The sequence below is a fragment of the Tsukamurella sp. USMM236 genome (assembly GCF_037148755.1).
GTDB lineage: Bacteria > Actinomycetota > Actinomycetes > Mycobacteriales > Mycobacteriaceae > Tsukamurella.
Genome location: NZ_JBBCSS010000007.1, coordinates 185134 through 211601 on the forward strand (window position 1 = coordinate 185134; position 26468 = coordinate 211601).

General features: G+C 71.4%; 25 protein-coding genes. 8 read left to right on the plus strand and 17 right to left on the minus strand.

The window, feature by feature from the left end:
- Positions 1-61: 61 nt before the first annotated feature.
- The 3 genes from zwf to pgl are packed head-to-tail and all read left to right on the plus strand — an operon-like array spanning position 62 to position 3251.
- Positions 62-1582, plus strand: a complete 1521-nt coding sequence (gene zwf, locus WFK95_RS20870; RefSeq protein ID WP_224648685.1) for a glucose-6-phosphate dehydrogenase — start codon at positions 62-64, stop codon at positions 1580-1582.
- Positions 1579-2493 carry a glucose-6-phosphate dehydrogenase assembly protein OpcA gene (gene opcA, locus WFK95_RS20875; RefSeq protein ID WP_224648698.1) on the plus strand — a complete coding sequence of 305 codons (915 nt, stop codon included), beginning with the start codon at positions 1579-1581 and terminating at the stop codon, positions 2491-2493. The genes zwf and opcA overlap by 4 nt, the downstream gene beginning before the upstream one ends.
- Positions 2493-3251 (plus strand): 6-phosphogluconolactonase, encoded by a 759-nt coding sequence (gene pgl / locus WFK95_RS20880; protein ID WP_224648701.1) that lies wholly within the window; start codon positions 2493-2495, stop codon positions 3249-3251. The genes opcA and pgl overlap by 1 nt, the downstream gene beginning before the upstream one ends.
- Here pgl and WFK95_RS20885 read toward each other — a convergent pair.
- From WFK95_RS20885 to WFK95_RS20905, 5 genes are all read right to left on the minus strand, one after another.
- Entirely contained in the window at positions 3248-3940 is a 693-nt protein-coding gene (locus WFK95_RS20885; protein WP_224648703.1) for a VOC family protein, read from the minus strand. The genes pgl and WFK95_RS20885 overlap by 4 nt on opposite strands.
- Before the next feature lie 23 nt (positions 3941-3963).
- Positions 3964-4905 (minus strand): WXG100-like domain-containing protein, encoded by a 942-nt coding sequence (locus tag WFK95_RS20890; RefSeq protein ID WP_224648705.1) that lies wholly within the window; start codon positions 4903-4905, stop codon positions 3964-3966.
- Positions 4902-5210 (minus strand): hypothetical protein, encoded by a 309-nt coding sequence (locus tag WFK95_RS20895; protein ID WP_336671823.1) that lies wholly within the window; start codon positions 5208-5210, stop codon positions 4902-4904. The genes WFK95_RS20890 and WFK95_RS20895 overlap by 4 nt, the downstream gene beginning before the upstream one ends.
- A complete protein-coding gene (locus tag WFK95_RS20900; protein ID WP_336671824.1) occupies positions 5207-5542 on the minus strand; it encodes a YbaB/EbfC family nucleoid-associated protein in 336 nt (111 codons plus the stop codon). The genes WFK95_RS20895 and WFK95_RS20900 overlap by 4 nt, the downstream gene beginning before the upstream one ends.
- Before the next feature lie 110 nt (positions 5543-5652).
- Positions 5653-6543 (minus strand): sensor domain-containing diguanylate cyclase, encoded by an 891-nt coding sequence (locus WFK95_RS20905; protein ID WP_336671825.1) that lies wholly within the window; start codon positions 6541-6543, stop codon positions 5653-5655.
- A gap of 249 nt (positions 6544-6792) precedes the next feature.
- On the opposite strand from WFK95_RS20905, the gene WFK95_RS20910 reads away from it, so the two are divergent.
- Positions 6793-7941, plus strand: a complete 1149-nt coding sequence (locus WFK95_RS20910) for an acyl-CoA dehydrogenase family protein (protein WP_224646653.1) — start codon at positions 6793-6795, stop codon at positions 7939-7941.
- Between the two features lie 142 nt (positions 7942-8083).
- Positions 8084-9763 (plus strand): serine/threonine-protein kinase, encoded by a 1680-nt coding sequence (locus tag WFK95_RS20915; protein ID WP_336671826.1) that lies wholly within the window; start codon positions 8084-8086, stop codon positions 9761-9763.
- A gap of 1 nt (position 9764) precedes the next feature.
- Here WFK95_RS20915 and WFK95_RS20920 read toward each other — a convergent pair whose 3' ends face one another.
- The 9 genes from WFK95_RS20920 to rapZ form a co-directional block, all read right to left on the minus strand.
- Positions 9765-10208, minus strand: coding sequence for a limonene-1,2-epoxide hydrolase family protein (locus WFK95_RS20920; protein WP_336671827.1), 444 nt, complete (start codon positions 10206-10208; stop codon positions 9765-9767).
- A gap of 70 nt (positions 10209-10278) precedes the next feature.
- Positions 10279-13032, minus strand: coding sequence for a phosphoenolpyruvate carboxylase (gene ppc / locus WFK95_RS20925; RefSeq protein ID WP_336671828.1), 2754 nt, complete (start codon positions 13030-13032; stop codon positions 10279-10281).
- A gap of 142 nt (positions 13033-13174) precedes the next feature.
- Positions 13175-13411 carry a preprotein translocase subunit SecG gene (gene secG, locus WFK95_RS20930; RefSeq protein WP_068520767.1) on the minus strand — a complete coding sequence of 79 codons (237 nt, stop codon included), beginning with the start codon at positions 13409-13411 and terminating at the stop codon, positions 13175-13177.
- Positions 13412-13500: 89 nt separating this feature from the next.
- A complete protein-coding gene (gene tpiA / locus WFK95_RS20935; protein ID WP_336671829.1) occupies positions 13501-14283 on the minus strand; it encodes a triose-phosphate isomerase in 783 nt (260 codons plus the stop codon).
- Positions 14280-15518, minus strand: a complete 1239-nt coding sequence (locus tag WFK95_RS20940) for a phosphoglycerate kinase (RefSeq protein WP_336671830.1) — start codon at positions 15516-15518, stop codon at positions 14280-14282. Before WFK95_RS20940 ends, tpiA begins: the two co-directional genes overlap by 4 nt.
- Complete coding sequence (gene gap / locus WFK95_RS20945) at positions 15518-16534, minus strand: type I glyceraldehyde-3-phosphate dehydrogenase (protein WP_336671831.1); 1017 nt, start codon at positions 16532-16534, stop codon at positions 15518-15520. The genes WFK95_RS20940 and gap overlap by 1 nt, the downstream gene beginning before the upstream one ends.
- Before the next feature lie 82 nt (positions 16535-16616).
- Entirely contained in the window at positions 16617-17594 is a 978-nt protein-coding gene (gene whiA / locus WFK95_RS20950; RefSeq protein ID WP_224646723.1) for a DNA-binding protein WhiA, read from the minus strand.
- A gap of 64 nt (positions 17595-17658) precedes the next feature.
- Positions 17659-18621, minus strand: a complete 963-nt coding sequence (locus tag WFK95_RS20955; protein WP_224646660.1) for a gluconeogenesis factor YvcK family protein — start codon at positions 18619-18621, stop codon at positions 17659-17661.
- Entirely contained in the window at positions 18618-19475 is an 858-nt protein-coding gene (rapZ, locus tag WFK95_RS20960; RefSeq protein ID WP_164711730.1) for an RNase adapter RapZ, read from the minus strand. The genes WFK95_RS20955 and rapZ overlap by 4 nt, the downstream gene beginning before the upstream one ends.
- Before the next feature lie 184 nt (positions 19476-19659).
- Here rapZ and WFK95_RS20965 point away from each other — a divergent pair, with 184 nt between their 5' ends.
- The 3 genes from WFK95_RS20965 to WFK95_RS20975 all read left to right on the plus strand — a co-directional run bounded on the left by WFK95_RS20965 (position 19660) and on the right by WFK95_RS20975 (position 22832).
- Positions 19660-20133 (plus strand): M15 family metallopeptidase, encoded by a 474-nt coding sequence (locus WFK95_RS20965; RefSeq protein WP_224646661.1) that lies wholly within the window; start codon positions 19660-19662, stop codon positions 20131-20133.
- A 74-nt stretch (positions 20134-20207) separates the two neighbouring features.
- On the plus strand, positions 20208-22181 hold the full coding sequence (gene ggt / locus WFK95_RS20970; protein ID WP_336671832.1) for a gamma-glutamyltransferase: 1974 nt from the start codon (positions 20208-20210) through the stop codon (positions 22179-22181).
- 72 nt (positions 22182-22253) lie between these two features.
- Positions 22254-22832 (plus strand): DUF6928 family protein, encoded by a 579-nt coding sequence (locus WFK95_RS20975; RefSeq protein WP_336671833.1) that lies wholly within the window; start codon positions 22254-22256, stop codon positions 22830-22832.
- Here WFK95_RS20975 and WFK95_RS20980 read toward each other — a convergent pair.
- The 3 genes from WFK95_RS20980 to WFK95_RS20990 are packed head-to-tail and all read right to left on the minus strand — an operon-like array spanning position 22823 to position 26447.
- Complete coding sequence (locus WFK95_RS20980) at positions 22823-23884, minus strand: ABC transporter ATP-binding protein (protein WP_336671834.1); 1062 nt, start codon at positions 23882-23884, stop codon at positions 22823-22825. The genes WFK95_RS20975 and WFK95_RS20980 overlap by 10 nt on opposite strands.
- Positions 23881-25410 (minus strand): ABC transporter permease, encoded by a 1530-nt coding sequence (locus tag WFK95_RS20985; RefSeq protein ID WP_443081582.1) that lies wholly within the window; start codon positions 25408-25410, stop codon positions 23881-23883. Before WFK95_RS20985 ends, WFK95_RS20980 begins: the two co-directional genes overlap by 4 nt.
- Positions 25407-26447, minus strand: a complete 1041-nt coding sequence (locus WFK95_RS20990; RefSeq protein WP_336671852.1) for an iron ABC transporter substrate-binding protein — start codon at positions 26445-26447, stop codon at positions 25407-25409. The genes WFK95_RS20985 and WFK95_RS20990 overlap by 4 nt, the downstream gene beginning before the upstream one ends.
- Positions 26448-26468 lie beyond the last annotated feature (21 nt).

Here is a 26468-nt window from a genome sequence, read left to right on the forward strand (position 1 = left end):
CGGTGACCTGGACCAAGCGCGCTGCCGCGACCTCGGATCGAAACCGGACGGGTGGGGCCCGATGATGCCCGGCAATCCCCTGAGGGACCCGAAGGACCGTCGCCTGCCGAGGATCGCGGGGCCCTCGTCCCTGGTGATCTTCGGCGTCACCGGCGACCTGTCGCGGCGCAAGCTGATGCCCGCCGTATACGACCTCGCGAACCGCGGGCTGCTCCCGCCCGGCTTCTCGCTGGTGGGCTTCGGCCGCCGCCCGTGGACCGACGAGGACTTCGCGGCGACGGTCCGGGAGGCAGCGAAGGCCCACTCGCGCACCGAGTTCCGCGACGACGTCTGGGAGCGCCTGGCCGAGGGCATCCGGTTCGTCCAGGGCGCCTTCGACGACGACGACTCGTTCGACCGACTCTCGGCGGCGCTGGCCGACCTGGACGCCGAACGGGGCACGGGCGGCAACACCGCCTTCTACCTCTCCATCCCCCCGGACGCCTTCCCCACGGTGTGCGAGCAGCTCAAGCGCTCGGGCCTGGCGGACCAGTCCGAGGGCTGGCGGCGCGTGGTGATCGAGAAGCCCTTCGGGCACGACCTCGAGTCCGCGCAGAAGCTCAACGCCGTGGTCAACGACGTCTTCGCCGAACAGTCGGTCTTCCGGATCGATCACTACCTCGGAAAGGAGACGGTGCAGAACATCCTGGCTCTGCGCTTCGCGAACCAGCTGTTCGAGCCGACATGGAACAGCCACTACGTGGACAGCGTCCAGATCACCATGGCCGAGGACATCGGCCTCGGCGGCCGCGCCGGCTACTACGACGGCATCGGCGCCGCCCGCGACGTGATCCAGAACCACCTCCTGCAGCTGATGGCGCTCATCGCGATGGAGGAGCCCACCAGCTTCCACCCGGCGGAGCTGCAGGCCGAGAAGATCAAGGTGCTCTCGGCCACCTCCCCCGTGGAGCCGCTCGCGGAGACCTCCGCGCGCGGCCAGTACGGCCCGGGCTGGCAGGGCAGCGAGAAGGTCGTGGGCCTGCTCCAGGAGGAGGGCTTCAGCGAGACCTCCACCACGGAGACCTACGCCGCGATCACCGTCGAGATCGCCTCCCGGCGGTGGGCGGGCGTGCCCTTCTACCTGCGCACCGGCAAGCGACTGGGGCGCCGCGTCACGGAGATCGCGCTGATGTTCAAGCGCGCGCCGCACCTGCCCTTCGACGACACCATGACCGAGGAGCTGGGCCAGAACGCGCTCGTCATCCGCGTGCAGCCCGACGAGGGCGTGACCCTCCGGTTCGGTTCCAAGGTGCCGGGCAGTTCCATGGAGGTCCGCGACGTCAACATGGACTTCAGCTACGGCGAGGCCTTCACGGTGAGCTCCCCCGAGGCCTACGAGCGGCTGATCCTCGACGTGCTGCTCGGCGAGCCCTCGCTGTTCCCGGTGAACGCCGAGGTCGAGCTGTCGTGGAAGATCCTCGACCCGGTGCTCGCGCTGTGGGCCGAGGGCGGCCGGCCCGAGGAGTACGAGTCCGGGACGTGGGGCCCGGCGTCGGCCGACGCGATGCTCGACCGGACCGGAAGGACGTGGCGGCGCCCATGATTCTCGATCTGCCGGACACCTCCACCCAGGACGTCTCGAAGAAGCTCGTGCGCCTGCGCGAATCGGGCGGCGCGGTCACCCTGGGCCGCGTGCTCACGCTCATCATCTCCGCCGAGGAGGGCGAGCCCACCGAGAGCGCCATCGAGGCCACCAACGCCGCATCGCGCGAGCATCCGTGCCGCGTGATCGTCGTGGCCCGCGGTCCGCGCGCGGAGCGGACCCGGCTCGACGCGCAGATCCGCGTCGGCGGCGACGCCGGCGCGTCGGAGGTCGTGGTGCTGCGCCTGTTCGGCGAGCTGGCCGACCACGGCGCCTCGGTCATCGTGCCCTTCCTACTCCCGGACACGCCCGTCGTCGCCTGGTGGCCCGGCGCCGCGCCCGCGGTGCCCTCCGCCGACAAGGTGGGCGCGCTCGCGACCCGCCGCATCACCGATGCCACCGCGTCCGACGATTCCGTCGCCGTGCTCGCGCGGCGCCGCGACGGCTTCGCGCCGGGCGATTCGGACCTCGCGTGGTCGCGGATCACCCCGTGGCGTGCGCTCCTGGCATCGGCGTTGGACCAGCCGCCGTTCGAGCCGATCACGTCCGCGGTGGTGACGGGACCGTCGAACAGCCCCGGCATCGACCTGCTCGCGGGCTGGCTGCGGGCGCAGCTCGGCGTGCCCGTGCGGCGCCGGGCCGGCAGCTTCGAAGTGCAGCTCGACCGCGCGAGCGGGCCGCTGCGCCTGGAGTTCGACCAGAACTCCACCGCCGTCCTCGTACGGCCGGGCCAGCCCGACGGACGCGTCGCGATCCGCCGACGCGACGTGGCGGACTGCCTCGCGGAGGAACTGCGCCGCCTCGACGACGACGACATCTACTACACGGCGTTGGGCGGCGTGTCCGACGTGGATCGATCGGAGATGCCCTGATGACCGAGCCCACCGTCCGCACGTTCGACGATGCCGACGCTCTCGTCGCGGCCGCCGCCGACGACCTGGTTGCGGTGATCGAGCAGGCGCAGGCCGAGCGGGGCTTCGCCTCGATCGTGCTGACCGGCGGCACCAACGGCAACGCGCTGTCGGCGGCGCTGCGGGAGCGGGTGATCGACTGGTCGCGGATCGACGTCTTCTTCGGCGACGAGCGCTTCGTCGCGGGCGACGACCCCGACCGCAACGTGCTGCAGGCCGAGGACACGCTCCTCGCGCACGTGCCGATCCCCGACGCGAACGTCTACCGCTTCCCTGCATCGGACGAGTTCAGCGGCGACGGCGAGCTCGCCGCCCGCGTCTACGCGAAGCGCCTGGCCGACAACGCCGCCGCCCGCGGCAACGCCGTCACGGCGGGTGAGGGCACCGTGCCCCGCTTCGACGTGCACCTGCTCGGCATGGGCGGCGAGGGCCACATCAACTCGCTCTTCCCCGACACCGACGCGGTCCGCGAGACGGACGCCGTCGTGGTGTCGGTGCGCGACTCCCCCAAGCCGCCGCCGCGGCGCCTCACGCTGACGCTGCCGGCGGTCGCCGCCGCGCGCCGCGTGTGGCTGCTCGTCTCGGGCGCCGAGAAAGCCGAGGCCGTGGCCGCCGGGGTCGGCGGGGCGTCGCCCGAGGACTGGCCCTGCGCCGGCGCACACGGCTCCGAGGAGACCGTCTGGTACCTCGACGGTGCCGCCGCGTCCCGGCTCGGCTAGGACTGCTCCAGCACGATCGTCGGCACGCCCAGTGCGGGGTCCTTGACCGTCGCGACTCGTGTACCCGGCTTCGCGCCGCGCCGCACGTCGCTCACGGTGACCCCCTGCTCGGTCAGGCGGGCGTGCGTCGCATCAGCGTCGACGGTGCGCCAGGCGAGTCCCCACAGCGCGTCCGGGCCGGCGGGGTCGACGCCCTCTCCCTCCTGCAGGACCACCTCGACGAGCAGGTCGCCGCGGCGGAGGAACAGCTGGTGCACGCCCCACGACTGCACCCGGTCCAGGCGCAGGTCGAAGTCGAGCCGGCCGCACAGGGTGGCGATGATGCGGTCGCGGTTCGGCGAGGTGAGCACGACGTGGTCGACGCCGGTGATCTCCGCGCCGGGCGCGGCGCCGGGCACCGTCGGGCCGGCGTAACCGAGGGCGAGTCCGTCTGCGGGTCCGGCGAATCCGGTGCCGACATCCGTCAGGGGCAGTCCTCGTCGTTCGGCGAGCTTCGCGGCCATGGCGGCGTCGTCCGCCGCGACGAGGAGCCCCGAGGCGCCCGCCCACGACGGTGCGCCGACAGCGACGTCGATGGCGCCCGCGGTGTGGATCTCGGCCGGATCGGCGCCGAGGAGCCGCGCGTGGGCTGCCCGCGCCTCGGCCGGGACGTCGAGGATGACCAGGTCACGTGCAGCTGCGGAAGTCACCCCGTCATCCTGCCGCATGGGATTCACGCGGGCTGCGTGCCGGTCCAGGTGGTCCACCCGTCACCCATGGCCTTGATCCCGCTGGTGCCCGCCGACACGGCGACCTCACCGACCGAGGAGATCGGGCTGTTTCCCGCGAGAAGGAACGCTGTCTGGACGACTACACCGTCGTCGACGGCGCGCGTCGTCGCCGCGGCAACGTTGTCGATGCCGGTGCTCGTGCGGCGCAGCGCCCGCGCGGCCGTGCCGAGGGCGGCGAACTTGTCCGCGAGCCCCTCGAGCTTGGTGGTGAGCTTCCGAAGCACTCCGGCGAAGCGCTGGGCCAACGCTGCTCCGCGCAGCAGGATCGTGTTCGTTGCCGCGACCACGGAGGCACCGCCCGTGGGAATCGATGTCGCCGTGGCGGCCGCGTAGCTCGCCGCGGCCCACACGGCGAGGGATGCGAGCTCGTCGCGGATGAAGTTGCGAACCTCGACGACGAGGGCTCCCGCGATGCTCAAGCCGGTCGCGGTGGATCTCGCCGCGGTGCCGAGGGCTTCGCTGTGCTCGGCGAGAGCGGTCGTGGCCGTGCGATACGCATCAGCATCGACGCCCGACCACCCGGACGACGTGGCGGACGAGGCCGTCCGCACGGCGTCGGCCACAGCCGCGAGAGGAGTGGCGACCTTCTCGGTCCAGATTTCGCTCAGGTCCTCGATCTTGTCCGGATTTCCGGACACGGCGTCCAGAGAGGACTTCAGCGCCGGGATCGCCTCGATGACCCAGCCCACGCCGGAGGCGAAGAAGGTGCCGATCGGATCCTGCACCGCGCTGCTCACTTCGGAGCCGATGCTCACGACCGCGGCGAGCAGCCCCATCGCGCTCTGATCCTCGACCACGGCCTCCGCGGCGTCGACCACGGCTTCGGCGAGCGGTACACCGGCGACGGCGTCGCCGACGGTGCCGATCACGCCGTCGCCGCTCATCTTCGCCCGGTTTCCGTCAACGCGGTGGCGCCGCCCTGATCCGTCTCCTGGTTCACCGTGATGTTCCGCCGGAACTCGGTACGGTGCGTCTCGAGTTCGCCGCTATGCGTGGAGACCGATTCCGTGAGGTCGTCGAGAGCGGAGTTCACCCGGGTGGCCAGCCACCCGAAGAGGGCGCCGTAGTCACCGTCGCCCACACGGTTCGACGACGACGTCGTCCCGGCCGTACTCACGGTCGTCGCGATCGTCGTGAGCGCCTGCTCATGAGCGACAGCGGTGGCCGGCGTGACCACACAGTCCGTCACCGGTCCACCTCCCCCATGTACTGATCCCAGAAGTCGAGCCCCGGATAGAACTCGGTGGCGATCGAGTGGACCTCCCTGGCCGCTGCCTTCTCGGCCAGGGAGGCCGCCGTCATGATCTCCGCGCTCAGAGCCTCCCCCGAGTACCCCATCGCGCGTCCCGCGATCACCACCCCCGTGAGTCGTCCCCCCATCCCGACGGTGACCCGCACATCCCCCCGTGCGGCCGTCCCCATGCCCGAAACTCGGGCCAATCGCTCACGGACCTCGTGCGCCTGCTCGACCGTCTTCTCCGCGTGAGCGACGTCCGACCAGACCTGCGGTGTCGTGTCCAACTCGTTCCCCCGATCTCGTTGGTTTTTCCTCCGCATCAATTAGACGCACCAACGCGACGAACGGTTCCAACTTTCTGTTTCCGCAGTTCACAGGCGATATCTCCCGCTACTCACGGCGCCGTGGGCAGACCTTCCGCGCACGCATCGCCGGCCGCCCTCGCGCCCTGCTTGGCGCGGTACATCTCGGCGTCCGCGCGCCGCAGGGCGTCATCGAGCCGGTCGGTTCCGGGGTCGAACCGCGTGATCCCCACGGACACCTCCGGCACGACGAATCCGCCCGACACGGGCACGCGGGCCCGGTAGGCGAGCGCGCGGAGGCGCGCGGGAGCGAAGTCGTCCGCGGTGGGCCGCGGTACGAAGGCGACGAACTCGTCGCCGGACCAGCGGCACAGCACGCCGTCGTCCGGCAGCGCGAGCGCCAGGGTCCTCGCGACCGCGACGATCACCTCGTCACCCGCGGCGTGACCGAAGCGGTCGTTGACGGACTTGAGGTGGTCCACGTCGAGCATCGCCAGCACGGACGGGAGGTTCTCCGGGTAGGAGACGGCCAGGGCCTCCCGGAAGCCGCGCCTGTTCAGCAGGCCCGTCAGGTCGTCGTGGCGCGAGGCGTACTCCGACGTGTGCTCCTCGTCGATCCGGTCGATCACTGCGAGCGCGACCAGGGCACCGTCGGGGCCGCCCGGGTCGAGGACGTACTTGCGGATCCGGGCGCTGACGACCCCGCCGTCCTTGCGGACGATCCGTCCGAACAGCCGGGATTCCCTGCCGATCCCGGCGAGCCACTGCGCCGCGAACCGCGCGCTGGTGTCGCGCTCCTCGGGATGGACGACGTCCATCACCGTCATCACCTGGAGCTCTTCGAGCGAGTAGCCGAGCAGGTCGACCATCGCGTCGTTCGCGTGCAGGAAGCGACGGTCCGAGCTGTGCAGCGCCATCGGGAGGCCGGCCCGGAGGAAGACCTGCTGATACAGGGCATCGGTCAGTAGGGGATCAGGGCGCACGACACGTACTCCTTCGGTCGTTCGGCACGAACCCGCACGACCGGAATCCGCTCGCTGCATCATCGCGCTCGCGCTGACGAACGTTACGACCGCGGGGAGGCGACATCGGCACATCCGAACACGCCGCGTCCGGGCGAATCCCCCGGTCCGACCTGCACCTATTCCCCGAATCCTGCACCCGTGCTTGTTTTCGTCGATCCGGTTCTGATTAAGTGGTGCGGCAACCCTCCGCAGAAAGGTGGTCACCCCATGGCCGCACGCCGCCGCTCGAGCTGGATGAACGAAGAGCTCGACGCCCTCCGCGACCTCGCGGACAAGTTCCTGGCGAAGGAACTCACCCCCAACATCGAGAAGTTCGCCGAGCAGCACCACGTCGACCGCGACCTGTGGAACAAGGCCGGCGAGCTGGGCCTGCTGTGCCTGTCGATCCCCGAGGAGTACGGCGGCGGTGGCGGCGACTTCCGCCACGAGTCGGTGCTCATCGCCGCGCAGGCGCAGGCCTTCGACACCAGCTGGGGCGTCTCGCTGCACAACGGCATCGTCGCGCACTACATCCTCGCGTACGGCACCGAGGAGCAGAAGCAGGCCTGGCTGCCGAAGATGGCCTCCGGCGAGGCCGTCGGCGCCATCGCGATGACCGAGCCGGGCACCGGCTCGGACCTGCAGAACGTGAAGACCCGCGCCATCAAGACCGGCGGCGAGTACGTGATCAACGGCAGCAAGACCTTCATCACGAACGGCCAGCAGGCCGACATCGTGGTCCTGGTCTGCAAGACCAACCCGGACGAGGGCGCCGCCGGCATCTCCCTCATCCTGGTCGAGGCCGACCGCGAGGGTTTCCGCAAGGGCAACATCCTCAACAAGATCGGCCAGAAGGGCCAGGACACCTCCGAGCTCTTCTTCGACGACGTGCACGTGCCCGTCGAGAACCTCCTCGGCACCCAGGAGGGGCAGGGCTTCTACCAGCTCATGCAGCAGCTGCCGCAGGAGCGCCTCATCATCGGCCAGGCCTGCGTCGCGGGCATGGAGGTCATCTTCGAGGAGACCCTCCGCTACACCAAGGAGCGGGAGGCCTTCGGCCGCCCCATCTTCGGTTTCCAGAACACCAAGTTCAAGCTCGCCGAGGCGCTCACCGAGACCACCATCGCGCGGGTCTTCGTGGACGACTGCATCGAGAAGCACGTCAAGGGCGAGCTCGACATCCCCACCGTCGCCATGGCGAAGTGGTGGACCTCGGACCGCGCCCAGGAGGTCGCGTCCGAGTGCCTGCAGCTGTTCGGCGGCTACGGCTACATGGCCGAGTACCCCGCGGCGCGCTTCTGGGTCGACAACCGCGTCCAGATGATCTACGCCGGCACCAACGAGATCATGAAGGAGATCATCGCGCGCACGCTCTGAGCGCACGAGATCCCCGGCGCCCGGGTGTCATCCGTTCGGATGGCACCCGGGCGTTCCCGTCTCCGGAGTCTGACTCATCACGGCCGTTCCTGTCGGTCGATCCCGCTACGATCAGCGCAGCACCCAGCGGGAGGGGACGTCCATGAGCGAGGGCACGCGCAGCGGGAGCACGCTGGGGCCGTACGAGATCGGGCGCCTGCTCGGCCGGGGCGGGATGGGCGAGGTGTACCTCGCGCACGACGCGCAGCGCGACCGGGACGTCGCGCTGAAGCTGCTGCACGCGTCGGCGGCCGAGGACCCACAGTTCCGCGAGCGGTTCTCCCGCGAATCGCAGACGGTGGCGCGACTCGCGGACCCACACGTCATCCCGATCCACGACTTCGGCGAGATCGACGGGGTGCTGTTCATCGACATGCGCCTGGTCGAGGGGCGCAACCTCGCGGAGGCCCTGCGCGACGGTCCGCTGCCCCCGGAGCGCGCCGTCGCCCTCGTCGAGCAGGTGGCCGGCGCGCTCGATGCGGCGCACGCCAAGGGCCTCGTGCACCGGGACGTCAAGCCCGCCAACATCGAGCTCACCGAGTCGGGCTTCCCGTACCTGCTCGACTTCGGACTCGCGGTGGCCGATACGCAGTCCCGGATGACCTCGGCGGGGCTGTTCGTCGGCTCGCAGGCCTACGCGGCACCCGAGCGGTTCGACGGTGACTCGGCCACCGTCGCGAGCGACGTGTACTCGCTGGCGTGCGTCCTGTTCGAGGCGCTCACGGGGCACGCTCCCTACCGCGGCGCGAGCCTGGGATCCATGCTCAAGCAGCACGTCACCGCCCCGATTCCCCGGGTGAGCGAGGAGGCTCCGGTCCCGGCGGCGATGGACACCGTGATCGCGCGGGGCATGGCGAAGGACCCCGCCGACCGGTTCGCCGGCTGCGGCGAGCTGGCGACCGCCGCGCGCGAGGCCCTCGCCGGCCACAGCGTGGACGTGCCGTTGCCCTCCCCCGCCTACGACCGCACGCTGATCCGGCCGCTCGCGGAGCCGTCCGACCCCACCGTGATCTCGCAGCCGTATCCACCCGCGGATTCCGACCTCACCGTAGTCTCCCAGCCGTCGCCGCCCGCGTCGTACCCACGCGCGGTGTCCTATCCGCAGGCTCCGTCGTATCCGGCCGCTCCCTCGTACCCGGTCGCGCCGTCGTACCCGATGGCACCGGCCTACCAGCAAGCACCGCCGCCCGCGAAGAGCCGCGCGGTGCCGGTCCTCGCGGTGGTCGCCGCCGTGCTGGTGGGCGCCACCGCCGTACTGGGCTACGTCGCACTGTCGGACCGCCAGAGCTCACCGGTCGCACAGACCGGCGGAGCCACCGCCACGGCGACCGTCACCGCGACGGCGGCCGCGCCGACCACCACCGACGCGCCGCCCACCACGACGACCACCGCCGCACCGAACCCACTGGCCGCCCTGCAGACCCGCGCCGCGGCGGACCGGCCCGTGGTGCTGGCGACGCTCAACAACCGCTGGGTGGCGCAACTCGCCTCGAAGTACCCCGGCGCGTTCGACGACGGCAAGACCTGGTTCGAGGCGGACATCCTCGGCGAGGTCGCGTACTTCGACCAGCGCCACGGGAGCGTCCGTCTCCTGCAGAGCGGCGGCTGGCCGGTCTTCGACCGCGACGACTCCTGGGTGCCGGTGTACGCCGGAGCCAGCTGGGACACCTACGAGCCCGCGTTGGCGTGGTGCCTGCAGCAGAGCTACGACGGGAAACACTGCGCCGCGAAGTTCGTCTCCGACATGATCCGGCCCGAGATCAGCACCCGGTACAACAAGTAGGTCAGCGCTGCAGGGGCGTCATCTTCCGCTGCACGGCGGGGACCGCCAGAGCGAGCACGCCGCGCACGACGCCCTTGGCGATGTCCAGGTTGTCGAAGTAGTCCCGCCACAGCACGATCCGGCCGTCGTGCACGTCGAACCGACCGCACACCCAGAACCGCACGCGCAGCGGGCCCACCCGCAGCTCGTCGATGCGCTCGGTGAGGACGACGGCACCGTCGGACGCGATGGACGTGACCTCGACGCCGAAGCCGAGGGCGGGCTGCGCGAGGAGCCGGATCACCCGGCCGGCACGGTTGCGACCGCGCAGGGTCGCGAGGCCCACGTTCGTGTAGACCACGTCCTCGTCGAAGGCGGCGACCGCCTCCTCCGCCCGGCCGTCCTGCATATCGGCGAGGAAGGTCAGCACCGTCGCCTGTTCGTCCTGCACCACTACGTCAGTCATGCGGCCGACAGTACCGGCGCCGGGTCGTCCCGTCCTCCGCCCTGGGGCGGAGAATCCGGGGGCGGAGGAGCTAGCCGGAGTTGCGCAGCGCCGTGGCGAGGCCGTTCATGGTCAGCAGGATGCCGCGCTGCACCAGCGGGTCCTCGTCGCCGGAGCGGTACCGGCGCAACAGCTCCACCTGCAGGTGGTTGAGCGGCTCGAGGTACGGGAAGCGGTTGAACACCGAACGCTTGAGGGCGTGGTTGTCGGCGAGCAGGTCGTCGGTCTCGGTGATCGCGAAGTACGTCTCGATGGTGCGGCGGTGCTCGTCGGCGATCTTGCCGAAGACGCGCTCACGCAGGTCGGCGTCGGGCACGAGGTCGGCGTAGCGGGCGGCGAGGCCGAGGTCGGACTTGGCGAGGACCTGCGCCATGTTGGAGAGCACCGACCGGAAGAAGGGCCAGCGCCGGTACAGCGCGCGCAGCCGCTCGAGGCGGTCCGGGTCTCCCCCGATCCACGTCTCGAACGCCGTTCCCGTGCCGTAGAAGCCGGGCAGCATGACCCGCGACAGCGACCACGCCATGACCCACGGGATGGCGCGCAGGTCGGAGATCTTCGACGTCTGCTTGCGCGAGCTGGGCCGCGAACCGATGTTCAGCGAGCCGATCTCCTCCACCGGCGTGGCGGTGGTGAAGTACTCGACGAAGCCCTCGGTCCGGTGCACGAGGTCGCCGTAGGCGTCGCGCGCGAGGGCGGCGAGCTCGTCGAGCACCGCGTAGGCCTCGTCGGCGTCGTCGCCGAGGCCCTCCACGTCGAGCAGCGACGACTCCAGCGTCGCCGCGACGAGCGACTCCAGGTTCCGCACGGCCAGTGCGGGTTCGGCGTACTTCGCGGCGATGATCTCGCCCTGCTCGGTCAGCCGCAGCGAGCCGCGGACCGCGCCTGGCGGCTGCGCGAGGATCGCGTCGTAACTCGGACCGCCGCCGCGGCCGACGGTGCCGCCGCGCCCGTGGAAGAGCCGCAGCGTGATCCCGGCCTCGCGCGCCATCGCGACGAGGTCCAGCTCGGCGCGGTAGAGCGCCCAGTTGGCCGCGAGGTAGCCGCCGTCCTTGTTGGAATCGCTGTAGCCCAGCATGATCTCCTGCAGCCCGCCCTTGCCGTCGACCAGCGAGCGGTAGGCCGGCACGGCGAACGCGGCGCGCATCGTCGCGGCGCCCTGCTGGAGGTCCTCGATCGTCTCGAAGAGCGGGACGATGTTGACCGGGCACTCGGCGCCGCCGTCGGTGTCGGGCCGCAGCAGCCCCACCTCCTTGAGCAGCACCGCGGCCTCGAGCAGGTCGGAGACCGACGTGCACATCGAGATGATGTAGTTCGGGATCGCCTTGGCGCCCAGCGATTCCACGGCGCGCGCTGCGGCGCGGAGCACCCCGAGCTCCTTCGCCGTCTGGTCGGAGAACTCCGCCCCCGGTCCCACGAGCGGCCGACGCAGGCGGAGCTCGGCGGTGAGCAGGCGCACCCGCTCCTCCTCGTCGAGCGCGGCATAGTCGGGGTGCACGCCGGCCCACGCGAAGAGCTCCGCGACGGTCTCCTCGTGCACGTCGGAGTTCTGCCGCATGTCGAGGCCGGAGAGGTGGAAGCCGAAGGTGTTCACGGCCTCCCGCAGCGACTGCAGGCGGTCGTCCGCGATGAGGCCGTCGCCGCCGGCCCGCAGGGAGGCGTCCACGACGCCCAGGTCCGCGAGCAGCTCCGACGGTCCGCCGTAGGGCTCGGCCCCGATGTCGGTGCGCGCGTCCAGCTGCTCGTCGAGCAGGTGGTCCGCGGTGGCGGTGAGGCGGCCGCGGATGCCGTGCAGCGCGCGGCGATAGGGCTCATCGGCGCGGCGGGGAGAGTCGTCCCAGGCGGCGAGGTCCAGCAGCGCGTCGGCGACGGTGGTCAGCCGGGAGCTGAGCGCGAGCTCCTGCTCCAGCTGCAGCAGCTCGCGCAGGTAGTGCCCGATGGCGGTGGCCGCGGCCCGCCGCGAGGCCATCGTGACCACCTCGTCGGTGACGTACGGGTTGCCGTCGCGGTCGCCGCCGATCCACGATCCGGGGCGCACGATGGGCTCGGACAGCAGGGCGGTCCCGGGGTACAGCTCGCGCAGCCGGATCCGGGCCTCGCGGTTGATCGCGGGCATCACCTGCAGGAAGGCGGAATCGAAGTAGCGCAGGCCGTTCTCGATCTCGTCCTGGATGCGCAGCCGCTCGAGCCGCACCAGCGCGGTGTCCCACAGGGTGAGGATCTGGCGCCGGAGCGCGACCTGGGTCTGCTCCTCCTCACGTGCATCCAGCTGGGTCCGGTCGCGGTAGCGCATGAGCTCGGTGATCCGGTGCTGGGTGTCGAAGACGGTGCGCCGCCGGGTCTCGGTCGGGTGGGCGGTGATCACGGGCACGACGAGCGCGTGCCGGAGCGCCGCGGCGACGTCCGCACCGTCGAGCTCCGCCGCCTCGAGCAAGCCGTATGTGTGGGCCAGCGACGAGGCCTGCGGCGGCTCGCCCGCCCGGACGTGGATCGCGCGCCGGCGCTCGCGGTGGAGGTCCTCGGCGAGGTTGGCGAGCAGCGCGAAGTGCGAGAAGGCGCGGATGACCGGGATCGCCTCGCCGGTGGGGACGTCGGCGAACAGCGCGGCGAGCTGCCCGCGGTCCAGCTCGGAGCGGCGCACGGCGAAGGACTCCTGCCGGGCGCGTTCGACGAGGTCGAAGATCTGTGGCCCGGCCTGCTCGCGGACGGTGTCGCCGAGAATCCCGCCCAGCAGCCGGATGTCGTCACGGAGGGGTTCGGTGGCGGCGCGCGCTGGCTCACTGGTCATGCTGGGCAGTATTCCTACCGCCTGCTCAGATTTCGAGGTCAGCGCTCATATGGGCGCCCTGCCCTTCGGCACCCCGTCGACGACGAAGGCGCCCCGAACCCTGCGGGTTCGAGGCGCCTCGCCGAAGTCTTCGGGGCGACGTCTAGGACGTCAGCTTGATGCTCAGCGTCACGCCGACGATGCACACCGTCCAGATGATGCCGACGAAGATCGTCACCCGGTCGAGGTTCTTCTCCACCACCGACGAGCCCGAGAGCGACGACTGCACACCGCCGCCGAACAGCGACGACAGGCCGCCGCCCTTACCGCGGTGGAGCAGGACGAGCACCACCAGCAGCAGGCTCAGCACGAGGATGGCGATCTTCAGCACCAGCTGCAATGTTTCCACGAGGATCCAGTGTACCTTCCGGTCGACGTCGGTCGTTCAGGGCGTGGCGGGCGCGTCGGCCTACAGCGGCCGGCTCCGGATCAGAGCGGCCCGCCCGCGGCGATGGCGCTGAGCGCGGCGAACTCGTCGGGCTTGAGCGAGGCGCCGCCCACGAGGCCGCCGTCCACGTCGGGCTGCGCGACGAGCTCCCCGACGTTCTTGCTGGACACCGAGCCGCCGTAGAGCACGCGGATCCCCGCGGCCACCTCGGCGCCGCCGAGCTCGGCGATGGTGGCCCGCACCGCGGCGCACACCTCCTGCGCGTCCTGCGGGGTCGCCACCTTGCCGGTGCCGATCGCCCAGACGGGCTCGTACGCGATGACCGTCTTGGACAGCTCCTCGGCGGTCAGCCCGGCGAGCGAGCCCTTGAGCTGCTCGACGTTGTACGCGACCTGGGTGCCCTGCTCACGGATGTCGAGCCCCTCCCCGATGCAGACGATCGGGGTGAGGCCGTGCCGGAGCGCCGCCTTGGTCTTGGCGAGCACGATCTCGTTCGTCTCGCCGTGGATGGTGCGGCGCTCGCTGTGCCCGACCACCACGTAGGTGCAGCCGAGCTTGGCGAGGAAGGCGCCGGAGATGTCGCCGGTGTAGGCGCCGGAGTCGTGCGGCGAGAGGTCCTGCGCGCCGTAGGTGATCTTCAGGTCGTCACCGTCGACGGCCGTCTGCACCGAGCGCAGGTCGGTGAACGGCGGGATGACCGTCACGTCGACGTGCGCGAAGTACTTGTCGGGCAGCGCGAAGGCCAGCTTCTGCACCACCGCGATCGCCTCGAGGTGGTTGAGGTTCATCTTCCAGTTGCCGGCGATGAGCGGCTTACGGCTCATGCGTCACCCCTTTCGAGCACCTTCAGCCCCGGGAGCTCCTTGCCCTCGAGGTACTCCAGCGAGGCGCCGCCACCGGTGGAGATGTGGCTGAAGCCGTCCTCGTCGAGGCCCAGCGTGCGCACGGCCGCGGCGGAGTCGCCGCCGCCCACCACGGTGAAGGCGCCGTTGCCGGTGGCCTTGATGACCGACTCGGCGACGGCCTTCGTGCCGGCCGCGAAGGCCGGGAACTCGAAGACGCCCATGGGGCCGTTCCAGAACACCGTCTTGGCCTGGGTGAGCACGGCGCCGAAGCGCTGCGCGGACTCGGGGCCGATGTCGAGGCCCATCCAGCCGTCCTCGATGGCGTCGGCGGCGACGGTCTTCGACGCGGCGTCGGCGGCGAAGGCGTCGGCGACCACGACGTCGATCGGCAAGTGCAGCACGTCGCCGAACTCCTCGAGCAGCTGCTTGCAGGTGTCGATCTGGTCCTCCTGCAGCAGCGAGGTGCCCACGGAGTAGCCCTGCGCGGCGAGGAAGGTGAAGGCCATGCCGCCGCCGATCACCAGGGTGTCGACCTTGGGGGCCAGCGCGCGGATCACACCCAGCTTGTCGGAGACCTTGGAGCCGCCGAGCACCACGGCGTAGGGCCGCGACGGGTTCTCGGTCAGCTGCGCCAGCACCTTGACCTCGGCGTCGACGAGGCCGCCGGCGTAGGCCGGGAGCAGCTTCGCGACGTCGAAGACGGAGGCCTGCTTGCGGTGCACGACGCCGAAGCCGTCGGAGACGAAGGCGCCCTCACCGGCGTGCGAGGAGACGTCGACGAGCTCGGCGAGGTCGCGGGCGAGCGCCTCGCGCTCGGCGTCGTCCTTGCTGGTCTCGCGCGGATCGAAGCGCACGTTCTCCAGCAGGAGGACGTCACCGTCGGTGAGGCCCTCGGCGCGCGCGAGCGCGTCCTGGCCCACGACGTCGCCCGCGAGCTGGACGTTGCGGCCCAGGCGCTCCGCCAGCTCCGCCGCGACGGGCGCGAGGGAGAACTTCGGGTCGGGTGCGCCCTTCGGGCGGCCGAGGTGCGCGGTCACGATCACCTTGGCGCCGGCAGCGGCGAGCGCCTTCAGCGTGGGCACCGAGGCGATGATGCGGCCCGCATCGGTGATGGCGCCGGCATCGTCGAGCGGCACGTTGAGGTCGCTGCGGACCAGCACGGTGCGTCCCTCGACGCCCTCGGACAGCAGGTCGGAAAGAGTGGAAACGGTCATCAGAGCGATTTACCTACCAGATCAGTCACGTCGACGAGGCGGTTGCTGTAGCCCCATTCGTTGTCATACCAGGACACGACCTTAGCCTGATCGTCGATCACCTTGGTGAGACCCGCGTCGAAGAGCGAGCTGTGCGGGTCGGTGACGATGTCGGAGGAGACGATCGGGGCGTCGTAGTACTTGAGAATGCCCTTGAGCTTCCCTTCGGCCGCCGCCTTCATCGCGGCGTTGATCTCCTCCACGGTCGCCTTCTTCGCGAGCTGCACGGTGAGGTCGGTGACCGAGCCCGTGGGGATCGGCACCCGCAGCGCATAGCCGTCGAGCTTGCCCTCCAGCTCGGGCAGCACGAGCCCGATGGCCTTGGCCGCGCCGGTCGACGTGGGCACCACGTTGATCGCCGCGGCACGGGCGCGGCGCGGGTCCTTGTGCGGGCCGTCCTGCAGGTTCTGGTCCTGCGTGTAGGCGTGGACCGTGGTCATCAGGCCCTTGACGATGCCGAACTCGTCGTTGACCACCTTCGCCAGCGGACCGAGGCAGTTCGTGGTGCACGACGCGTTGGAGATGACGTGCTGACTGCCGTCGTACTTGTCGTCGTTGACGCCCATCACGACGGTGAGGTCGGCGCCGGCGGCGGGGGCCGAGACGATCACCTTCTTGGCGCCGGAATCGAGGTGGCCCTGCGCCTTGTCACGGGCGGTGAAGATGCCCGTCGACTCGATGACGACGTCCACGCCGAGGTCGCCCCAGGGCAGCGCCGACGGTCCCTCGCGGACCTCGAGCGCCTTGATCACCTGATCGCCCACGCGGATCGTGTCGCCGTCGGCGACCACGTCCGCGTCGAGGCGGCCGAGGATCGAGTCGAACTTGAGGAGATGCGCCAGCATCGCGTTGTCGGTCAGGTCGTTGACCGCCACGATCTCCACGTCCGTCGTCCCCAGGGCCTTCTGGGCGGCGACCGCCCGGAAGAAGTTGCGGCCGATCCGACCGAATCCGTTGACACCTACGCGAACCGTCACTGTAGTGCTCCTTCGGGTCAGGAATACCTGCCCGTCAACGGTAGCCCCGGAACACCCCGCGCGCTCGGCGTTACCGAGACGCTCAGCCCTCGTCGAGCATGTCCGCGGTGACGGCGGACTCGGTGTCCGGCACCCCGTCGGTGGCGGCGCGCTTGTCCGCCATGGACAGCAGGCGGCGGATCCGTCCCGCCACGGCGTCCTTGGTCATGGGCGGGTCGGCGAGCTGCCCCAGTTCCTCGAGGGAGGCCTGACGGTGCTGCACGCGCAGCGAGCCCGCCTGCGCCAGGTGGTCGGGCACGTCGGCGCCCAGGATCTCGAGCGCCCGCTCGACGCGCGCGGCGGCCGCGACGGCGGCCCGGGCGGAGCGGCGGAGGTTGGCGTCGTCGAAGTTGGCGAGCCGGTTCGCCGTCGCCCGGACCTCGCGCCGCATGCGGCGCTCCTCCCAGACGAGGCGGGTGTCGTTGGCACCCATGCGGGTGAGCAGCGCGCCGATGGCCTCGCCGTCGCGGACGACGACGCGGTCGGCGCCGCGCACCTCGCGGGCCTTGGCGGTCACGCCGAGCCGGCGCGCACAGCCGACGAGCGCGAGCGCCACCTCGGGGCCCGGGCAGGAGACCTCGAGCGCGCTGGAGCGGCCGGGCTCGGTCAGCGAGCCGTGCGCCAGGAAGGCGCCGCGCCACGCGGCCTCGGCGTCGTGCACCGAGCCGCCGACGATCTGCGAGGGCAGCCCGACGACGGGCCGGCCGCGCATGTCGAGCAGCCCCGTCTGCCGCGCGAGCGCCTCCCCGTCCTTGACCACCCGGACGATGTAGCGCGCCGCCTTGCGCAGACCGCCCGCGCTGAGCACGTGCACGTCCGAGTTGTAGCCGTACAGGTCGAGGATCTCCTTGCGGAGCCGCCGGGCCGTGATCCCCGTGTCGACCTCCGCCTCGACGATCACGCGGCCGCCCTGGATGTGGAGGCCGCCCGCGAACCGCAGCAACGAGGCGACCTCGGCGCGGCGCGCACTCACCTGGGTGATGGACAGCCTGCTCAGCTCGTCCTTGACCTGGGATGTCAGCGCCACAGCTGGACCCTCCTAGGGAAACGTCGACTACATCGGATGGGGAAACGGGAAAGGTTGACTATTCGCGGTCCGAGAGTTCACTGTAGGCCACTTTCGCGATCGCGGCTGCCAGTGCCTCGGGGTCGTGCTGGTGCGTCCCGGGGACGCCGACGTCCACGAAGTGGGGCGTCGCACCCAGCAGCGCGGTGGCGCGGATGAGGTGCTCGCGCTCGGTGCCCGGGGGTACCGTCCGGGCGTCGACGAGGACGTCGTCGAACCGCAACCCGTCGGCGTGGGCCGCGAGCACGTGCAGGTGTCGCTCGGGCGAGTAGCCCCCGGTCTCCTCGGGCTCGGGAGCCAGGTTCAGGATCAGCACCCGACGGGCCGACGTGCGCCGCAGCGCGTCCACCTGCTCGGGCACGAGGACGTGCGGGATGACGGAGCTGAACCACGAGCCGGGGCCGAGCGTCACGACGTCGGCGGCGAGGATGGCCTCGACCGCGTCGGCGCACGCCTCGGGGTGCGGGGGCAGCAACCGGACGCGGCGCACCTGCCCCGGCGTCACGGCCACGGCGACCTGCCCGCGGATCACGCGCGACAGGCGCGGGTCGTCCTCGAGCCCGGTCACGTCGGCCTCGATCCGCAAGGGCCCCGGCACCATCGGCAGCACCCGACCCTGAACGCCGAACCGGTCAGCGATCGCATCGAGGGCGTCGACGGGGTCGCCCAGGACCTCGCAGAGCCCGGCCAGCAGCAGGTTCCCGACGGGGTGCCCGGCCATCGCGCCGCCCCCGCCGAAGCGGTGCTGCAGGATCCCGGCCCAGAACTCACCGCGGTCGTCGTCGGGCATGAGCGCCGCCAGCGCCATGCGCAGGTCGCCGGGCGGGATGATGCCGAGCTCGCTCCGCAGCCGGCCCGAGGATCCCCCGTCGTCGGCGACGGTCACGATGGCGGTGATCTCCGCGCCCAGGGCGCGGCCCGCGCGCAGCGTCGCGAACAGTCCGTGGCCGCCGCCGAGGGAGGCCAGTTTGAGCGCCGTCATTCGAGCCCCAGATCCCGGTGCGCGGCACGGACTTCGATGCCCGGCCGGCCCGCGAGCCGGCGCACCAGCTCCTCGGTCATCGCGACGCTGCGGTGCTTGCCGCCGGTGCAGCCGATGCCCACCGTGAGGTAGGTCTTGCCCTCGCGCCGGTACCCGGCGAGCAGCGGGTCGAGCAGCTGCGCGTACGTGTCGAGGAAGTCGGACGCGCCGGGCTGCCCCAGCACGTACCCCGAGACCTCCTCGGTGAGCCCGTTGAGCGGGCGCAGCTCCGGCACCCAGAACGGATTCGGGAGGAAGCGCACGTCGAGCACCATGTCGGCGTCCAGCAGGATGCCGTTCTTGAAGCCGAAGGACTCGACGGTGACGGTGATGGTGCCGGAGCGCAGCGTGCGGAAGGAGTTCTCGATCGTCTCGCGCAGCCGGGCCACGGAGAGGGTTGAGGTGTCGAGCACGAGGTCCGCGGTCGACCGGATGGGCTGCAGGATGCGGCGCTCCGCGGCGATGCCCTCGGCGAGCGTGCCGCTGCCCTGCAGCGGGTGCTTGCGGCGCACCTGCTCGAACCGGCGGATGAGGGTCTCGTCGGAGGCGTCCAGGAACAGCACGCGGGGCTCGATGTCCTTCTCCGCCAACTCCCGCCGGATGTTCGCGAAGTCCCCCGTGAAGGTGCGGCTGCGCACGTCGGTCACGATGCACAGCCGATGGATCCGCGACTCGTCGGCCAGAGAGATGTCCACCATGTTGCTGATCAGCGCGGGCGGGAGGTTGTCGGCGACGTACCAGCCCAGGTCCTCCAGCACCTTGGCCGCGGTGCCGCGGCCGGCGCCGGACAGGCCGGTCACCAGGAGCACGTCCATGGGGCCGTCGCTGCGGTGTTCGCCGACGGTCCGCTCCTCGGCTCGGTCGTCCGGATTCCCGGTCGGGCGCACGGACCCTCCTCCTCGGTCGTCGGTACTCCGTCAGCCTAGCCATCGCGGCCGTTTCCCGCGGTGGTCTCGGCGGCCCGTTCGCCGGGATCGCCGACCGCCTAGAGTCATCGTCGTGTCCGTCTCCCGTACCGCCTCCGTGACCGCCGCGGCCCTCGCCGTCGCGGCGTCCGTGCTGGTGGCTCCCGCGGCGTCGGCGGACACGGTGCCCGGCACCGCGGGCCTCGATCCGGCCCTCGCGGAGGCCTACTCGGCGGCGTACCGCGCCGCCGCCGCGAACGGAGTGGTGCTCAGCATCACGTCGGGCAAGCGCTCGTGGGACCAGCAGCAGTGGCTGTGGGAGGACGGCCTCGCCCGCTACGGCTCGCCCGCGGCCGCGCGCCGCTGGGTGCTCCCGCCCGCCGAGTCCACGCACGTCGGCGGCGAGGCGGTCGACGTCGGCCCGTGGCAGGGCGCCGCGTGGCTGCAGGCGAACGGGAACCGGTGGGGCCTGTGCCGCACCTTCGACAACGAGTGGTGGCACTTCGAACTCGTCGCCTCCCCGGGCGGAGCCTGCCCGCCGACGGTGCCCGACGCCTCCTACCGCTGACGTCTCGCCGAACCCTTCGCGCGGCTCACGGGCCGGTGTTAGGTTTCGATGACCCGATTCTCGTGGAGGACGTCATGCTCCGTCTCAGGTCGGCGGCTGCGGCCGCATTCGTCATTCCCCTCACGCTCACCGCGTGCGGGACGTCCGGATCGGACGGTGGCCCCTCCGGCGCACCGTCGTCCGTGACGATCGCGGCGGGCGGATGCGACGCCACCAGCCCGACGGGCACGATGTACCGGCCCTCGGCCACGGCGTCGCCGACCGGGCCGCGCGACATCAGCACCAATCCGGAGGGCGCGTCCGGGTACCGCTCCGGTCTGCCCGTCACGCACACCAAGGACTACGGCGTGGCCACCGCGAACCCGATCGCCACGAAGGCGGCGTGCGAGGTGCTCGAACAGGGCGGCAGCGCGGCCGACGCGCTCGTGGCGGCGCAGACGGTGCTCGGCCTCGTCGAGCCGCAGTCCTCCGGCATCGCCGGCGGCGCCTTCCTGCTGTACTACGACGCGAAGTCGAAGAAGGTGCAGGCGTACGACGGTCGCGAGACGGCGCCCGCGAGCGCCGACGAGAACTACCTCCGGTGGGTCTCCCCCGAGGACCGGACGGCGCCCCAGCCCGACGCCCGCTCGTCCGGCCGCGCCGTCGGCGTCCCCGGCGCGCTGCGGCTGCTGGAGGCCGTCCACGGCGAGCACGGCAGCAAGACGTGGCGCGAGCTCTTCGACCCGGCGGTGAGGATCGCCGACGACGGCTTCGAGATCAGCCCGCGCCTCGCCGGCGCGATCGCCGACGAGGCGAAGAACTTCGCCAACGACGCGGACCTCCGGGCGTACTTCCTCGAGCTCGACGGTGCGCCGAAGAAGGCCGGCGTCAAGCTCACCAACCCGGCGTACGCGAAGACCCTGGGCGCCATCGCCTCCGAGGGCGCCAAGGCCTTCTACACCGGGCCGATCGCCGAGGCGATCGTCGCCTCCGTGCGCGACACCACCGGCGGCCGCACGGCCGGGACGATGACGGTGCAGGACCTCGAGCAGTACGCCGTGAAGACCCGCGAGGCGGTGTGCACGCCCTATCGCGACCGCGAGCTGTGCGGCATGCCCGCACCCTCGTCGGGCGGGATCACCGTGGCGCAGGCGCTCGGCATCCTCAACTCCTTCGACCTGTCGAAGCTCGGGCCCGACGCGGTGCACGGCGGCGACCCCGGACCCGACGGCGGCATCCCCACCGCGGAGGCCATCCACCTGATCTCCGAGGCCGAGCGCCTCGCCTACGCGGACCGCGACAAGTACATCGCCGATCCCGACTTCATCCCGCTGCCCGGCGGCTCCCCCGCCGCTCTGGTGGATCCCGCCTATCTCGAGGGCCGCGCCAAGCTCATCGACCGGAACAAGTCCATGGGCACCGCGAAGCCCGGCGAGTTCGCCACCGCCACACCCGGCGTCACGACGACGCCCGAGCACGGCACCAGCCACATCACGGTGCTCGACAAGGCCGGCAACGTCGCGTCGATGACCACCACGATCGAGTCGGCTTTCGGCTCGTACCACATGGTCGACGGCTTCCTGCTGAACAACCAACTCACCGACTTCTCCGCGGAGCCCGCCGATTCCGCGGGCCTGCCGGTGGCGAACCGGGTGCAGCCGAACAAGCGCCCGCGCAGCTCGATGTCGCCGACGATCCTGTTCGGCCGCGGCGCGGACGGTGCGCGCGGCGACGCGATCGGCGCGCTGGGCTCCCCCGGCGGCGCGGTCATCATCCAGTACGTGATCAAGACGATCATCGGCCTCACCGACTGGAAGTTGAACCCGCAGCAGGCCGTCGGCGTCGCGAACTTCGGCGCGGCGAACACGGCGAAGACGAACGTGGATAGCGCGCACCCGACGCTCAACACCGACGAGGGGCGCAAGGTCGTCGAGCAGCTCCAGGCGCTCGGCCACCAGCTCAACCTCGCGCCACAGGTGTCGGGGCTCTCCGCGATCGTCAAGCAGGGCGACGTCTACGCGGGCGGCGTCGATCCGCGCCGCGAGGGGGTCGTGCTCGGCGGCAGCTGATCCACGGCGCACCCGTCCTGGTCCGCGCCAAGCCGCGGGCAAGGTCGCGTTCGTAACGTCTACGCCATGGGCATGAAGTGCAATTTCATCGTGGCGTCGCGCGGCGATGCCGCAGCGCGCCTGCGGGATCTGCCGCCGCTCGACGTCGCGGCATCGGACGCGCTGGCGACGGCGATCCTCGGAAAGCGCTCGTGGGGACGACGGCGGCGGTCGCACCGCACGGGCGACCTCGTCAACGACGTCTACTCGCGGGACGGTGAGATCGCGGTCGGCGTGTACGGCGACCTGATCATCGCCGCGTACGACGACGTTTCCGTCGAATGGACCATGGAGGCGGTCCCCGACTGGGGCTACCCGATCCTGAAGGACCACGACGTGGATGCGTTCGTGCTGCACTCGGTCGTATCCATGGGCGTCTTCGCGTTCTGGCGCAACGACGAGACGGTCCGCGTGTTCGGCGGCGCCGACCGCGAGCTCTTCATCGACGAGGGGACGCCGCTGCCCTTCGAGCACGGGTTCGATGCCGAGGAGGACACCTACGGGTCGATCACCGAGCGTGCCCTCTTCGATCGTCTCGGCTTCTCCTACGAGGGGCCGCGATGGTCCGACTCCTTCGATCCGAGGTCGGTCGCCCTCCTCGTCTACCGCTGAGCCGCGGGCGATTCGAAGATCACGGCCTCCCCCACCACCTGCAGCCGCACGTCCGCGCCGGGCGCGGGCAGCTCTGTGCTGGGGTGCCGGATCTCGATGCCGGTCCCGTCGGCGAGCTGCAGGCCCACGGTGGCGTCCGGACCGAAGAACTCGACCCGGATGACGGTGGCGGGCACGCCCTCCCCCGCGATCCGGATCTGCTCGGGGCGCAACAGCAGTGGCACCGACCCGCGCGGGGCGGCACCGTCGGTCCCGGCGACGGGGATCCGTCCTAGCACCGTCTCGGCGGCGGCACCGTCGAGCGCGCCGTCGAGCACGACGACGTCGCCGAGGAACCGCGCGACGGACTCGGAGGCGGGTCGCGCGTAGACCCGCGCCGGCGGACCGACCTGTTCCAGGGCACCGCCGCGGAGCACCGCGACCTGGTCGGCGAAGGACAGCGCCTCGGACTGGTCGTGGGTGACCAGCACCGTCGTGATGCCGGCCGCGCCGAGTACGTCGGCGACGGCGGCGCGGGTCGCGACCCGGAGTCCCGCGTCGAGGGCGGAGAAGGATTCGTCCAGGAGCATGATCCGCGGCGCCCCGGCCAGTGCCCGCGCCAGCGCCACGCGCTGCTGCTGACCGCCGGACAGCTCGTGCGGATAGCGCCGGGCCAGTGCGGGATCCAGCGAGACCGTCTCCAGCAACTCCGCGACCCGTCCGGCCGCGGCGCGGCGGCGTACGGGCAGCGAGGCCCCCATCCCGAAGGCGATGTTGCGCGCGACGGAGAGGTGCGGGAACAGCGCGCCGTCCTGCGCGACGTAGCCGACGCCCCGCCGGTGCGCGGCGACCCACGCGGCGTCCGAGGCGAGCTCGCGGTCGCCGAGCCGGACGCTGCCGGCGTCGGGCCGAGCGAAGCCCGCGACGAGCCGGAGCAGCGTCGTCTTCCCGGAACCGGAGGGCCCGACGACGGCGGTGATCGAGCCCGCGGCCACCGTCAGATCGACGTCCCGCAGCACGGTGTCGGCGCCGTAGCGCTTGGTGAGACCGCGCAGGGCGAGTTCGGCGCTCATGCGGCTCCTCTCGTCCGGGTGGTGCGTCCGGCGGCCCGTCGGGACTGGCGGAACAGCAGGTAGGTGGTGGGCAGTGACAGGAGCACCATCGCCATGGCGTAGGGCGCGGCGCCGGGATAGTCGATCTCGCTGCTGCGCGCCCAGAACTCGGTCGCAAGGGTGCGGGTTCCGTTGGGCGCCAGGATCAGCGTCGCCGTCAGCTCGTTGGTGACGGCGAGGAAGACGAGGGCCGCGCCCGCCGCCGACGCGGGCGCGGTGAGGCGGAGGGTGATGCGCGCGAAGGCGATCGGGGGCGGCGCGCCGAGGGCGCGGGCCGCCTCCTCCAGCGAGACCGGCGCCTGGGCCAGGCCCGCCCGCAGGCCCACGGCGGCGCGCGGCAGGAAGAGCAGCACGTAGGCGAGGATCAGCACCGTCGCGCTCTGGTACAGGTCCGGTACCGCCCGGATCGAGACGGTGACCAGCGCCAGGCCGATGACGATGCCGGGCATCGCGCTGCTGACGTAGGTCGAGGCCTCGAGCGTCCGGGTGATGCGGTTCGGCCGGCGCACGGCGAGGTACGCGAGTGGGAAGGCGGCGGCGACGGTGAGGACGGCGGTCGCCGCGCCGTAGCCGAGCGACGTGCCGAGCGCCTCGAGGAGGTCGGCCGGCACCGTCTGCGCGGCCCCGCGCACGGTCCAGCGGACGACGAACCACAGCGGGAGCCCGAGGGCGGCCCCGACGAGCGCCAGGAGCGCGACCTGTGCGCCGGCCTGGTAGCCGCCCAACGGGATCCGCTCCGGCGTCGCGACCGCGCCCGACCCCACCCGGGCGTACCTGGCGCGGCCGCGGGCGGCGACCTCGGCGACGAGCAGGAGCAGGCACAGCAGCGCCAGCACCCCGGCGAGCATCGACCCCGCGGCCCCGTTGAAGGTCGACTGGTACTGGACCATGATCGCGGTGGTGAAGGTGTCGAACCGGATCATGGCGAAGGCGCCGTACTCGGCGAGCAGGTGCAGCGCCACGAGCACCGCGCCGCCCAGGGTCGCGAGCCGCAACTGCGGGAGGACGACCCGGACGAACACCGCCCACCGCCCGAGGCCGAGCGCGGCGGCGGACTCCTCGAGCGCAGGGTCGAGCCGGCTCAGCGCCGCCGCGACCGGGATGTAGACGAGCGGGTAGTAGAACAGCACCGCGATCAGCACGCCCGACCACAATCCGCCGAGCGACGGGATCGCCGAGACCCAGCCGTAGCTGCCGACGAACGCGGGGATCGCGAGCGGCGCGGCGAGCAGCAGCGACCACGCCCGGCGGCCCCAGAGCGTGGTCCGCTCGACCAGCCAGGCGCCGCCGACGCCGAGGATCACGCTGAGCGGCACCGCGATCACCGTGAGCAGGACGGTGTTGATGAGGAGCTCAGCGACGCGGGGCCGGAAGACGAGCCGGACGGATTCCGCCCAACCGGTGTCGATCGTCGTGTAGACGACGAAGCCCAGCGGCACCGCCGCGACCGCCGCGATGGCGGCGGCCGCGAGGGTGAGCAGCCTCAGAGCAGGCCCGCCTCGGTCATCAGGGTCACGACCTGCGGGCCGTTGAGGGTGGCCGGGTCGACGGTCGGCGCCTGCAGGTCCGCCATCGGGACGAGCTTCGCGTTGGCCGGGACGCCGGAGGCCACCGGGTACTCGAAGGACGTGCCCTTCTCGAGCACCTCCTGGCCCGCCTTGGAGGTGATGAACTTGAGCAGCTGCTGGGCCTGCGCCTGCTTCTTCGACGACTTCAGCACGCCGCCGCCGGAGATCGAGACGAAGGCACCCGGGTCCTGGTTCTTGAAGTAGTGGGTACCCACGTTGCCGGAGTTCTCGCCGGTCTTCGCCTGGTCGCCGTAGAAGTAGTAGTGGTAGATGAGGGCGGTGTCGACCTCGCCGGCGTTGACGGCCTTCATCGCGGCGCCGTTGCCCTTGTACTCCTTGGCGTTCTCCTTCATCGCCTTCAGCCAGTCCTTCGCGGCCTGCTCGCCCTTGAGCTGCAGGTAGGCCGAGACGATCGCCTGGAAGTCCGCGCCGGACGGCGACGCGCTCCAGCGGCCCTTCCACTCCGGCGTCGCGAGGTCGGCCATCGACTTCGGGAGCTGCTCGGGCGTCACCTTGCGCTTGTCGTAGACGAGCACCGTCGAGCGGGCCGCGATCCCCGTCCACTTCCCCGTGGACGGCTTGAGGCCGTTGTTCACCTGCGCGAGCGTCGCCGGGTCGACGTCGGCGAACAGGCCCTTGTTCTCGACCTGGGTCATCGCGGGCGAGTTCTCGGTGAGGAAGACGTCGGCGGGCGAGCGCTCGCCCTCGGCGATGATCTGTTGCGCCAGTTCGGAATCCTTGCCCTGGCGGATCGTGACCTTGATGCCGGTCTCCGCGGTGAACTTCTCCACCCACTCCTTGGCGAGGGTGTCGTGCTGGGCGTTGTAGAGCGTCAGCTCGCCGCCCGCCGGGCCCGAGCTCGACGGTGCCGCACCGTCGCCGCTCGACCCGCAGGCCGTGATCGTGAGGGAGGCCACCGCCACCAGGGCGGCGGCCAGAGTGGAGCGCTTGCGCAACGACATCGTCGAATCCTTTTC